8 protein-coding genes and 1 other RNA gene are annotated in these 12,296 nt (G+C 61.0%); 4 read left to right on the top strand and 5 right to left on the bottom strand.

From position 1 onward, the window contains the following. Positions 1-128 precede the first annotated feature (128 nt). Positions 129-1,205, top strand: a complete 1,077-nt coding sequence (locus QCE79_RS10745) for a glycosyltransferase family 4 protein (RefSeq protein WP_244825931.1) — start codon at positions 129-131, stop codon at positions 1,203-1,205. 78 nt (positions 1,206-1,283) lie between these two features. Here the strand turns inward: QCE79_RS10745 and QCE79_RS10740 are convergent, their stop codons facing one another. The 5 genes from QCE79_RS10740 to ompA all read right to left on the bottom strand — a co-directional run bounded on the left by QCE79_RS10740 (position 1,284) and on the right by ompA (position 6,889). Further along, entirely contained in the window at positions 1,284-3,689 is a 2,406-nt protein-coding gene (locus tag QCE79_RS10740) for a VCBS repeat-containing protein (protein WP_309844044.1), read from the bottom strand. A 412-nt stretch (positions 3,690-4,101) separates the two neighbouring features. Next, positions 4,102-4,459: a transfer-messenger RNA gene (gene ssrA / locus QCE79_RS10735) on the bottom strand. 55 nt (positions 4,460-4,514) lie between these two features. Then, complete coding sequence (gene gph / locus QCE79_RS10730) at positions 4,515-5,273, bottom strand: phosphoglycolate phosphatase (RefSeq protein ID WP_309844042.1); 759 nt, start codon at positions 5,271-5,273, stop codon at positions 4,515-4,517. Between the two features lie 4 nt (positions 5,274-5,277). Beyond that, entirely contained in the window at positions 5,278-5,976 is a 699-nt protein-coding gene (gene ubiG, locus QCE79_RS10725) for a bifunctional 2-polyprenyl-6-hydroxyphenol methylase/3-demethylubiquinol 3-O-methyltransferase UbiG (RefSeq protein ID WP_244825928.1), read from the bottom strand. A gap of 256 nt (positions 5,977-6,232) precedes the next feature. Beyond that, positions 6,233-6,889, bottom strand: coding sequence for an outer membrane protein OmpA (gene ompA, locus QCE79_RS10720; protein WP_244825927.1), 657 nt, complete (start codon positions 6,887-6,889; stop codon positions 6,233-6,235). A 684-nt stretch (positions 6,890-7,573) separates the two neighbouring features. Here ompA and gyrA point away from each other — a divergent pair. From gyrA to serC, 3 genes are all read left to right on the top strand, one after another. Continuing rightward, positions 7,574-10,237 carry a DNA gyrase subunit A gene (gene gyrA, locus QCE79_RS10715; RefSeq protein WP_250526117.1) on the top strand — a complete coding sequence of 888 codons (2,664 nt, stop codon included), beginning with the start codon at positions 7,574-7,576 and terminating at the stop codon, positions 10,235-10,237. 170 nt (positions 10,238-10,407) lie between these two features. Further along, positions 10,408-11,022 carry a DUF2059 domain-containing protein gene (locus tag QCE79_RS10710; protein ID WP_244828095.1) on the top strand — a complete coding sequence of 205 codons (615 nt, stop codon included), beginning with the start codon at positions 10,408-10,410 and terminating at the stop codon, positions 11,020-11,022. 175 nt (positions 11,023-11,197) lie between these two features. Further along, positions 11,198-12,280 (top strand): 3-phosphoserine/phosphohydroxythreonine transaminase, encoded by a 1,083-nt coding sequence (gene serC / locus QCE79_RS10705; protein ID WP_309844035.1) that lies wholly within the window; start codon positions 11,198-11,200, stop codon positions 12,278-12,280. Positions 12,281-12,296 lie beyond the last annotated feature (16 nt).

Genomic DNA, 12,296 nt, shown 5'->3' with positions numbered 1-12,296 from the left:
AACACAAAAAACAGGAAGTGCGCTGGCCGCCGGATGATGCGAACCGGCGGGCGGCGACGGGGACCACGATACTTTGGGCAAAGCGTGTGGCCACTGAGCGCACTTCGGATCAGCCGAGGGACTGCAAAATGCGTATTCTCCAGGTCATACTGGCGCCCCGACTATCCGGGGCCGAAGTGCTTGCCAAAGGCGTCGCGATCGGGCATCAGCGATCGGGCCACGACGTCTGCATCGCATCGCTGATGCCGGAACACGACGACTTCAAACACATCAGCGCGGAACTCGGTTCGCACGGCGTGATCTGCCTTTTCCCGACGAAAAACCCTGGCAAGCTCGGACGCTTGCTGTTCTTGCATCGCGCGATCCGTCAGTTCAAGCCCGACATCATCTTCGCGCACGCCACCATTCCCGCGCTCTACGTTCGCGCCTTGCCGACGCGGGTGCCGATCGTCTGGGTCATGCACTCCGGCGCGAACGATTTCGCGAACCGGGCGCTTTTGCGCGCCGAGCGATTGCTGTCGAGCCGGGCGAAGGCGGTGATTGGCGTGTCGCAGAAGAATATCGACAACTACGTGCAAGAAATCGGGCTGCATCCTTCGATGATCGTCGTGCCCAACGGCGTCGATGTCTCCCGTTTCGCCGACGACGCGCAACCGTCCATTCCCGTGGCCGCCAAGCAGATCGTGCAGGTGGGCCGCTACATTCCCGAGAAGAATCAGTTGCAGACGGTCGAAGCGTTCGCGCGCGTCGCGCGCGCCGAGCCGGATGCGCGACTGCTGCTGTGCGGTGTCATCGAAAATCTCGACTATCACAAGGCGGTCGTCGATCTGGTCGCGAAACTCGGGCTTGGCGATCGCGTGAAGATCGAAGGGCCGCAGATGAACGTCGCGCAGATTCTGAAGGCGTCGAGCGTGTTCGCGATGCCTTCGAGCTTCGAGGCGCATAGCATCGGCTTTCTGGAGGCGCTGGCGTCGGGCATTCCGGTGGTCGCGAGCGCGATTGCATCGTTCGCCTTCGCGGGTGGTTTTCCCGGCGTGCAATTACTCGATACCGCCGACAGCGACGCCTACGGCCACGCCTTGCTCGATGCGCTCAATCAGCCGCGCGCGACGCGCCCGCTCAACGGCCTGACCCTGCAGAGCACGGCGGACAAGTATCTGGCGATCGCGCGGGACGTTCTGAACTTGCGCGTGGGCCTTAGTTGAGCGTCGGCTTGTTGAACAAGTACGCGCCGCATCGGTTGCCCGGTCGGCGCGTTTGATTTGGTGACGACGAACGCGCTTTCACTGCCCCCAGTAAGCCAGCGTCTTGAGCCACAGCGACTCGGAAAACAGCCCTGGCAATTCGCCCCAAATTTTCACCGGCCCGAGCTTGAACGCCGTATCGAATTCGTAGCCGTAGAGACTCGGCGCGCCGCCCGTGTAATAGAACTCGCCGAGCAACGCGTTCGCGCGCTTGAACAGCACCAGCGTGGCGTGATCGTCGTGTTCGGTGACGCGCGCGATTGCGGGCATTGAATCCGCGTAGGACGTATCGGCGAGCGTCGTCGTCTCGATGGCCGGGCCGAACGCCTTGCCGCCTTTCATCGTGAAGACGCGCGTGCTCGCGCTGTCCCCACGCGGTTCGAGCACGGCCAGATCGTCGATGCCGTCGCCATCGATATCGCCCGCCACGACCTTGGCGAACGGCGCGCGCAACTGCGCATAGACGTTCGTGCGATAGCTCGGCGCGAAGGCGCTTCCGTCACTCGCGAATTGCGAGAGCGCGAGCGCGCCGTCGATATTCTCGATCGCGAGAAGCCCCACGTGCTTCGATTGCGCGACGCGAGCCGGCATGAAACGCGCGCTCTGACTCAACTGGCTCGCCTTTAACCAGAGCGCAGGCGCGTTCGCCGTCGCGCCGCCCGACGTCAGCACCCAGAGGTCGAGCCCCGCGTCCTTGCTTTTCTGCGCGATCATCACGTCGGCGCGGCCGTCGCCGTTGGAATCGCCTGCCACGTATTGCTGCGCGATTTCGGGCGTCCATGCCGCGCTCGTCTGAAACCACAAACGGGGCGCCTCGAAATGCGTGCCGGCGCTTTTGAGGAGCCAGAACGCGGTGCCGCCGTTGCGCGGCGTGATCGCCATCAGATCGGCGCGGCCGTCGCCATCGAAATCGCCCAACAGAAAGCGCGCGCTGTCGAAGCAAAGCGAATCGGCATTGCAGGTCGGCGCGGTGGCTTGCGGGTCGAACGGCACGGCGTTCAGAAACCACGGCGACGCCCGGTCGAAGCGCGACATCTCCGCCACCCATACGTTGAAGCCGGGCCCGTCCTTGCGCCGCTGCACATACACGGTGCTGTCGCGGCCTTCGCCACGAACGTCGCCGAAGAGGGCGCCTTCCTGCCGCGTGTCCGTCCACACCGTTTGCGATGACGGCGACCATCGATACTGCGCCGTCAGCATCGAACAGCGGCTTGCCGTCAGTAAGTCGTTTTTCTCGCCGAGACAGTGATCGAGCGGCGTGTACACGAAGCCGAAGTCCCACGGCGTCCAGTGCTGTACCGCGCTTTCCGGCTTGCAGCTTTCCTCGACAAGCCCGTTTTCCCGTTCCGCGATACACCCGCGCGTCGCCGCGCTCACGAAGAGCGCATCGTTTTTAGCGCCCGGCGCGGCGGGCAACTGTTGCCAGAACCAGTTTTGCGTCGCGGCGCCTGTGCATGCGGCGAGCGTCGGTGCCTTACCCGCACCGGCCGATGTCAGGCAGCGGCTCGAGTATTCGTTGACGAGCTGGAACGGGCGCAACTGGAACTCCGGACCGGCGTCGTTCGCATGGGCCATGCTCCAGTAGCGGCGCGCGACCCAGTTGCCGTCCCACATGTACTCGCCGAAGACGTGACCGGCGTCGTTGCCATCGATCGCGAAATAGCTGCCGACGACATCGCGCTTTCGCAGCGTTTGCGCGGTGTCGAGATTCTTCGGCAAGCCGCCCGTCGGATAGGTGACGTGATAGCCGATCGGCACATCGCGCTTCAGGCTCTGCGCAACCACACGCGTGATGCGCGCCGCGAGAATGTGATCCGGATGCTCCATGAAGGCGACCGTATCCGGATTGAGCGTGTAGATTTCCGTGGCTTGCGAGAGGATCGCGCGCAGCGTCGCGGAAAGGGCGGCGCGGTCGTAAGTGGTCGAACCGGTGCCGTCCGCTTGCAGCGGATAGGTATTGAGCGTCTGCCCGCGATCCCACAGCAGACCGAGCGGCACCTTGCCGCCGCGCACACCGCCGCCGGGCAACCGCAATTCGAGCAGCTTCACGCGCGGCTGCTGCGTAAGCACGAGCTGATGCACGGGCTTCCCCGCGATCATCACTGTCGATTCTTGCCATTTGTCCGGCACGCGTGCCATGCGCGCATAGGCGAGCTTCGTGCCGGTCTCGCGAAGCACGACGTAATCGAACTTCGCACCGTTTGCGCCGCCGATCAGGTGAACCGTCGTCACGCACCAGCCGGCGTCGAGCTTGTCGCTGATGCCGGGATTCACGAAGAGGAGATCGTCGTCCAGGTGGGCGACTACCGTGATGAGAGTGCCCGCGCGGCAATCGGCGACGGGCGGGGCCGCGCGGGCGCCAGCCGGGAGGAGCGCGGCGCATAGCGCCCACATCAAAGAAAGAATCAGATTGCCGATCCACCGTCTCGCTATGCTTCTGCGCATGCTTTCCCCGTAAGCGCTTATCGACGCGCCGATCGTCGACAGAATAAAGCAGAAGATTGCCGTGCGAACGAGAAATCGGTCAGTGGCCGAGCGAACATGAATGGGGCTGACGCGTCCAATCTCGCGGCACAGAAGGGCATCGCCTTGCGCCGGGCTTACGTGCATCAAGATAACTGCCGTAAGGCAGCGTTTTAGGACCGCTCTGATTCGAACAGTACTGGCCGCCGACTATTCTCTCGTCCGTAGCCGAGGTTGTCTCTGCCAGAGCTACGTCTCTCAAGGATGTTTGCCCCGCCCCGCGCGGGGCTTTTTTTTGGCTACGGGTTTCGCGGATGCGCTTATTCGCGCGGGTTGGCGAGCCGTGGCAAGAAAAAACCCGCGGTGCTTTCGCATGCGCGGGTTTCAAATGGGGTGGTGGAGGCGGCGGGAATCGAACCCGCGTCCAGAAGCACTCTACGAACAGTTCTACATACTTAGTTCTATCTTTTGATTTAACCGTAGCAACGCGGACGAACACGCTTCGCTACAGCGATTCACTAAATTTTCGACTTTGGCGTCGTGACGCCGACAAAGCTTAACTGACGTATATGACCTCTCGTGGTATTGCTACCCTAACCCGTCAGTAAGTTAGTGAGAGGACGGCGGCCCTTAGGCTGCCAGTGCGAACGTTTCGTCGTTTGCAGTTACGTTTTTCCCATTGATTAACGAGGTGACGGGTCCTCGGTATGCCCTGACCGCTTCGCAACCCCTGTCGAAACCAGGTCGCCCCCAAGCAGAACGGGGATTATCCCATGAAAAGCCATGTGAGGCGAACCGCGGCCACTTTCAAGCGATATCGCGCAGCAATTGCTGCAGTTCTTCTGGCGTGTCCACTACGTGAGTCGCGTGCCAGCGGTGCGGCGGAATGTCGTCGCCGCAATAGCCATAGGCCGCCGCCACGGTGATCATGCCGGCTGCAAAGCCTGCCTGAACGTCGCGCAAGTCGTCGCCGACATAGACGATTCGCTCCGGCGCCACATCCAGTAATTCGGCCGCGTGCAGAAGCGGCGCGGGATGCGGCTTCGAATGCGCCGTCGTATCGCCACAAACTATACAACCGGCCCGCTTATCCAGTCCGAGCAGGGCGACGAGCGGTTCGGCGAAGCGCGTCACCTTATTGGTCACAATGCCCCAGCGCACGCCGCGTGCATCGAGCTGGTCGAGCAACTCGGTGATGCCGGGAAACAGCGTCGTTTCGATACACAAATCCGCTTCGTAGTTGGCGAGAAACTCATCGCGCATCGCAGCGAAATCGGGATGCTCGGGGCTGATCTCGAACGCGCCGCCCAACAACCCGCGCGCACCCGCCGATGCGTAAGGCCGCAGAGTTTCGAGCGGGCGCATTTCGAGTCCGCGATCGTGCCGCATCTTGTTGACGGCCGCGACGAGATCTGGCGCGGTATCGGCGATGGTGCCGTCGAGATCGAACAGTACGGCCTGGCAAAGCCCGAGCGAATCGCCCTCGGCGGCGCGCTGGGGCAGCGGGGTGGGATCGTCGGGCACGGGCGTCGTCTGGACAACACCGTTCTGGTCTTCTTGGGTCATGGCGTCAGGCTTCCCGGCGGCAGGCCATCATGTAGTTGATGCTCGTGTCAGTAGACAGCCCGAAGTGGCGCGAGAACGGACGGTAGGTGATGCCCTTGATGTCGACCGGCAAGAGCGACGCCGTGCGCGCGAAGGTGGCGAGTTCGGACGGCTTGATGAAGCGCGCGTAGTCATGCGTGCCGCGCGGCAACATGCGCGCGATGTACTCCGCGCCGATCACGGCGAACATATACGCCTTCGCGTTGCGATTCAGCGTAGAGAAGAAGACCCAGCCGCCTGGCTTGACCAGCGCGGCGCACGCAGCAACGGTGCCCGCCGGATTCGGCACGTGCTCAAGCATTTCCATGCAGGTCACGACGTCGTAGGAAGCGGGTTCGCGCGCGGCCAGCGCTTCGGCTGCGATCTCCTCGTACGCCACCTCCACGCCGCTTTCCAGACTATGCAGATCCGCGACGCCAAGCGCACTCGACGACAAGTCGATGCCCTTGACTTTCGCGCCACGCGCCGCCATCGATTCCGACAAAATGCCGCCGCCGCAGCCGATGTCGAGCACCTGCTTGCTCATCAGATGCGCGTGCGCATCGATCCAGTCGAGCCGCACCGGGTTCAATTCGTGAAGCGGTTTGAACTCGGCGTTCGGGTCCCACCAGCGATGCGCAAGCTCGCTAAATTTCTGCAGTTCGTGGGGATCGACGTTGGTCATATTCTCAATTGCCCTTCTAAGTCGTGAATCGTTAAGGATCGAGTATATAGGCGCGGGAAAAGGGCGGCAAAAAGCTGAAGTGACGCGTCGCCGACAACTTCGCTCGTTCCGTGCCACAGCCGTCGAGGCCGCCTGCGCCGGGGCCACAGTTATTGCGCTTTATTCGATGCGCGCATCTCACGGAGATTCACAAAAATCGCAGGCATAAAAAAACCCCCGCCGAAGCGGGGGTTCGATCCTGCGGCAATCAGCGCAATTACTGCGGCTGACGCGTCGTGCCGACAACTTCGACTTCCACGCGACGATCCGGTGCGAGGCAGGCGATGAGTTGCTTGCGGTTCTTCTGGTTGCAGCCCGTGGTGACCGGGTTGCGCTTGCCCTTGCCTTCCGTATAGATACGGTTGGCTTCGATGCCCTTGCTGACCAGGTAAGCCTTGACAGCTTGCGCACGGCGCAGCGACAGACGGTCGTTGTACTTGTCCGAACCAATGCGGTCGGTGTAGCCGGTAGCGACCACGACTTCCAGGTTCAGCGCGCCGATCTTCGATGCGAGATCGTCAAGCGCGGTCTTGCCAGCCGGCTTCAGAACTGCCTTGTCGAAGTCGAACAGAGCGTCAGCTTGATAGGTGACCTTCTGGCTTTGGATAACCGGGGGCGGCGGAGCGACCGGTGCGGGCGGCGTCGGCGCGACTGCGACCAGAGCGCCATCGCACTTTGCGTTGGCCGTGGCCGGGGTCCAGAATGCGTCGCGCCAGCAGAGTTCGTTCGTGCCGTTCATCCACACATACTCGCCCGTGCCGTTCACCCAGTTGTCGTTCACGGCTTGTCGCGAGGCCGGCACCGATTGCGCCGAGGCCGATGCAGCCATAACTGCGGTAGCTGCAATGAACGCGAGCTTTGAAAGTTTATTCATATTTCTCCTCTCGAAATTGAGATTACCGCAGGTTTACTGCGAGCCTGTAGACAAAGACAAGTCATACATTGCTCGGAGTATAACATTCCCTACGGAACAAAACGCGGCTGTGTAGACTTCGAGCAGTGTCTAACTTTGTGCGTTGGCATTTTGCCATATCGTTCCCTTGCAACGATAAAAATATCCCCGCACCCTCTGCGCCCGCAACCTTATGTGGTGCATGCGCAACAAGAAAGGGACAGGAGCCGGTCTTGGCCGCGGAAGGCGCGAAACGTGCGCACTTTATGTGCCCGCGAGCCAATATCTGCGTATCTTTATCGTCGGGTTTGTACTGCTTTAGCAAAACGACGAGGCGGCATCATAGCCCGCCTAAGTGACGAAATCAGTGAAACGTTCCCTGGTTTTTGTAAGTAATTGGAACAAGTGCATCTATCCCTCATTCCTCAAGATCGGGAACGGCGGTTGAGCGTCCCATACACTATGTATACGCCGAGCCTCCGGACGCGGATGTCGCGCATGTTAGAATCTTTGGATGCGCTGCGTTCGCAGCGCCGCAGCGTATGGCTTACGCGCCTGGCCGGCGCGGGTCGCGCGGCCGGCGGGCGAGGGCGAAACTCGAGGTAATGTTTTCGAATCGTCGGATCGCGCTGCTGTGTCGCTGCTGCACAGTTCAAGACACGGATAATGGATCAATTCGCCAAAGAGACTCTGCCAATCTCCCTAGAGGAGGAAATGCGCCGCTCATATCTCGATTACGCGATGAGCGTGATCGTCGGGCGAGCGCTTCCCGATGTCCGCGATGGACTGAAGCCCGTACACCGTCGCGCGCTTTATTCCATGCACGAGCTGAACAACGACTGGAATCGCGCGTATAAAAAGTCGGCGCGTATCGTCGGCGACGTGATTGGTAAGTACCATCCGCACGGCGACGCATCGGTGTACGAGACGATCGTTCGCATGGCTCAGCCGTTTTCGCTGCGCTACATGCTGGTGGACGGCCAGGGCAACTTCGGTTCGGTCGACGGCGACAACGCCGCCGCTATGCGTTACACCGAAATCCGCATGGCGAAGATCGGTCACGAACTGCTGGCCGACATCGACAAGGAAACCGTCGACTTCGGCCCGAACTACGACGGCAGCGAAAGCGAACCGCTCGTACTTCCGGCGCGCATCCCGAATCTGCTGATCAACGGCTCGGCCGGTATCGCGGTCGGCATGGCAACGAACATTCCGCCGCACAATTTGCGCGAAATCGTCGACGCCTGTCTGCATCTGCTCACCACGCCTGAGGCGACGGTCGACGAACTCATCGAGATCGTGCCGGCGCCGGATTTCCCGACGGCCGGCATCATCTACGGCGTCGCGGGCGTGCGCGACGGTTATCGCACGGGGCGCGGTCGCGTCGTCATGCGTGCGACCACGCACTTCGAAGAGATCGATCGCGGCCAGCGCATGGCCATCATCGTCGACGAGATTCCGTATCAGGTGAACAAGCGCACGCTGCTCGAGCGCATCGCCGAACTCGTCAACGAGAAAAAGATCGAGGGCATCTCCGACATTCGCGACGAGTCCGACAAGAGCGGCATGCGTGTCGTGATCGAACTCAAGCGCGGAGAAGTGCCGGAAGTCATTCTGAACAATCTGTATAAGCAGACGCAGCTTCAGGACACTTTCGGCATGAATCTGGTCGCGCTCGTCGACGGCCAGCCCAAGCTGCTGAACCTGAAGGAAATGCTGGAATGCTTCCTGTCGCATCGGCGGGAAGTGCTCACGCGGCGCACGGTCTACGAACTGCGCAAGGCGCGCGATCGCGGACACGTGCTCGAAGGCCTCGCGGTGGCGCTCGCGAATATCGACGAATTCATCGCGATCATCAAGGCCGCGCCGACTCCGCCTGTGGCGAAGCAAGAGTTAATGAACCGTCCGTGGGATTCTTCGCTCGTGCGCGAAATGCTCACGCGCACCGAGACCGAGGCGACGGGCGGGCGTATTGCGTATCGTCCGGAAGGACTGAATCCGGCCTACGGGCTGCAGGAAGATGGGCTGTACAAGCTGTCGGACGTTCAGGCGCAGGAAATTCTGCAGATGCGCCTGCAACGCCTGACAGGTCTCGAACAAGACAAGATCGTCGCCGAGTATCGCGACGTGATGGCGCAGATCGCCGACTTGCTCGACATCCTCGCGCGGCCGGAGCGTATCCGTCAGATCATCGTCGAAGAACTGGGCCAGGTACGCGCCGAGTTCGGTGACGAGCGTCGTTCGCGTATCGAGTTGAATGCAACCGAGCTGAACACCGAAGACCTGATCACGCCGCAGGAAATGGTCGTGACCATGTCGCATACCGGCTACGTGAAGTCGCAGCCGCTTTCCGAGTATCGCGCGCAAAAGCGTGGCGGGCGTGGCAAGCAGGCCACGCAAATGAAGGAAGACGACTGGATCGACACGCTTTTCATCGCGAACACGCACGATCACATGCTGTGCTTCTCGAACCGCGGTCGCGTGTACTGGATCAAGGTCTACGAAGTGCCGCAAGGCTCGCGCAATTCGCGCGGCCGGCCAATCGTCAACATGTTCCCGCTGCAGGAAGGCGAGAAGATCAACGTCGTGCTGCCTATCAAGGACTTCTCGGCCGACAAGTTCGTCTTCATGGCCACTTCGCTCGGCACCGTCAAGAAGACGCCGCTCGAAGCGTTCAGCCGTCCGCTCAAGAAGGGCATCATCGCGGTCGGTCTGGATGACGGCGACTTTCTCATCGGCGCGGCCATTACCGACGGCGCGCATGACGTCATGCTGTTCTCCGATTCAGGCAAGGCGGTACGTTTCGACGAGAACGACGTGCGCGCCATGGGCCGCGAAGCGCGCGGCGTGCGTGGCATGCAACTGGAAGACGGTCAGCAGGTCATCGCCATGCTCGTGGCCGGCGACGAAATCCAGTCGGTGCTCACCGCGACGGAAAACGGCTACGGCAAGCGCACGCCGATCAACGAATACACACGCCATGGCCGCGGCACGAAGGGCATGATCGCGATCCAGACTTCCGAGCGCAACGGCCGCGTGGTTGCCGCGACGCTCGTCGAGCCGGAAAGCGAGATCATGCTGATCACGACATCGGGCGTGCTCATCCGCACGCGCGTGTCCGAAATCCGCGAAATGGGGCGTGCAACTCAAGGTGTTACACTCATCAGCCTTGACGAGGGCACCAAGTTGTCGGGACTGCAGCATATCGCGGAGGCGGAAGCCGAAGTGGAAGCAGAAGCTGAAGCACTCGACGAGGGCGACACCGGCACGAACGGCTCCGCCGCCGCGCCGGGCGACTCAGAAAATGATGAAAACGGCGAAGACGCCTGATATTTTTTGTGACGCAAGCTTCTCGTATTCGCTTTTGAAAGCCTGAATTGGTTAAGCTGCGCGACTCGGGCCTGTTGTCGGCGCTGTGCTTCGTTATGTGCGAAGCCAGCGTCGAAAATCTGAAGGCTCGTCGCCGGTGCAGAACTGGATATTTTTTACAGGGAGTAATGATGCAAGGACGTTTCAAGCAGTGGATGTTGCTGGCCGCTTTCGTGCCGACTTTCGCGATGGCTCAGTCGCTTCAGAACCAGGCGCCGAACCAGGCGGCAGCTCCGGCACCGGCCGCAGCAGCCCCGGTTGATCCGGCCAAGCAAGCCGCGATCAAGGACCTGCTCGACGCGATCGACGCGCAGAAGCTGGTCGGCGCGATCGGCAACAGCGCGCAAATGCAGTCGAAGCAACTCGTCCCGGCAATCCTGTCGGACGCGCTGTCGGAAAACAAGTCGCTGAACGACAAGCAGAAGCAAGCTGCCGTTCCGACGCTGCAAAAGAATGCAGTGCCGAAGCTGGTTGACTCGGCAGGTCAGGTGTTCGCAACTGACAGCTTCCGTCAGGACGCAATGAAAGCTCAGTACGACGCATACGCGAAGTACTACACGACCGATGAAATCAAGGACCTGACCTCGTTCTACAAGAGCACGACGGGCCGCAAGTTCATTCAGGTTCAAGACCAGGTTGGTCGCGACGTGGTCAATGGTTTGATGCAGAAGTACATGCCGCAAGCCATCAAGGCAACGCGCACGCAAGCCGACCAGGAAGTGGCAAGCGTCAAGCCGGGCAAGTAAGCACGGTGGCATAGTCCGAAAGGCTCGCGCATTGGCGGGTTTTCAGGACAGTGCGATAATGGCTGTTTGCGCGCAAGCGCAAGCAGCCATTTCTTTTTTAGGCGCGGACAACGAGCTTTTCAGCTCATCGTTTTAGGCTCCGCGTCTGTCGAACGAGACAAATCGGGATCTCCAGATGCGCGTGTTCAATTTCTCCGCCGGCCCGGCCGCCTTGCCAGAAGAAGTGTTGAAGCAAGCCGCCGATGAAATGCTCGATTGGCAAGGCAGCGGCATGAGCGTGATGGAGATGAGTCACCGCGGCGCGGAGTTCACGTCGATCCATGAAGCGGCGCTGACCGATCTGCGAGAATTGCTTAAGGTGCCGGCGTCGCATCGCATATTGTTTCTGCAGGGCGGTGGCATTGGCGAAAACGCCATCGTGCCGATGAACATGCTTGGTACGAAGAAGACCGCCGATTTCGTCGTCACCGGTTCATGGTCGACCAAGTCGTTCAAGGAAGCGCAGAAGTACTGCACGCCGCATCTCGCGGCGACTGGCAAGACCGAGCAGGGCTTCACGCGCGTGCCTGCGTTGAGCGAGTGGCAGCTTTCGGACGATCCCGCTTACGTGCATCTGTGCACGAACGAAACCATCGACGGCGTCGAGGCCTTCGAAATTCCCGATCTCGGCGACATTCCGCTCGTGGCGGACGCGTCGTCGCACATTCTTTCGCGTCCCATGGACGTCGCCAAATACGGCGTGCTCTTCGGCGGCGCGCAGAAGAACATCGGCATGGCGGGCGTGACGGTCGTGATCGTGCGCGAGGATCTGCTCGACCGCGCGCTGTCTATCTGCCCGTCCGCGTTCGAGTGGAAGATCGTCGCGGAGAACAATTCGATGTACAACACGCCGCCCACTTACGCGATCTACGTCGCTGGCCTCGTCTTCAAGTGGCTGAAGAAACAGGGCGGCCTGGAAGCCATGGAAGCGCGCAATCTCGAAAAGGCGACGTTGCTTTACGACACCATCGATTCCAGCGATTTCTACGTCAACAAGGTCGACCGGAACGCGCGCTCGCGCATGAACGTGCCGTTCTTCCTCGCCGACGAATCGCGCAATACCGATTTCCTGACCGGCGCCAAGGCGCGCGGTCTGTTGCAACTGAAGGGCCACAAGTCCGTCGGCGGCATGCGGGCATCGATCTACAACGCGGTGCCGGTCGAGGGCGTGAAAGCGCTCGTCGAGTACATGAAGGAATTCGAGCGGACCAGCGCGTAAGCCTCATCGCTCCTTT

This window comes from Caballeronia sp. LZ003 (genome assembly GCF_031451465.1).
In the GTDB taxonomy this organism is placed as follows: domain Bacteria; phylum Pseudomonadota; class Gammaproteobacteria; order Burkholderiales; family Burkholderiaceae; genus Caballeronia.
This window is presented reverse-complemented; position numbering and strand designations above follow the sequence as displayed.

Coding starts and splice junctions, on each gene's coding strand:
- QCE79_RS10745 (WP_244825931.1), top strand. CDS start 129: ATGCGTATTCTCCAGGTCATACTGGCGCCCCGACTATCCGGGGCCGAA.
- QCE79_RS10740 (WP_309844044.1), bottom strand. CDS start 3,689: ATGCGCAGAAGCATAGCGAGACGGTGGATCGGCAATCTGATTCTTTCT.
- gph (WP_309844042.1), bottom strand. CDS start 5,273: ATGACCCAAGAAGACCAGAACGGTGTTGTCCAGACGACGCCCGTGCCC.
- ubiG (WP_244825928.1), bottom strand. CDS start 5,976: ATGACCAACGTCGATCCCCACGAACTGCAGAAATTTAGCGAGCTTGCG.
- ompA (WP_244825927.1), bottom strand. CDS start 6,889: ATGAATAAACTTTCAAAGCTCGCGTTCATTGCAGCTACCGCAGTTATG.
- gyrA (WP_250526117.1), top strand. CDS start 7,574: ATGGATCAATTCGCCAAAGAGACTCTGCCAATCTCCCTAGAGGAGGAA.
- QCE79_RS10710 (WP_244828095.1), top strand. CDS start 10,408: ATGCAAGGACGTTTCAAGCAGTGGATGTTGCTGGCCGCTTTCGTGCCG.
- serC (WP_309844035.1), top strand. CDS start 11,198: ATGCGCGTGTTCAATTTCTCCGCCGGCCCGGCCGCCTTGCCAGAAGAA.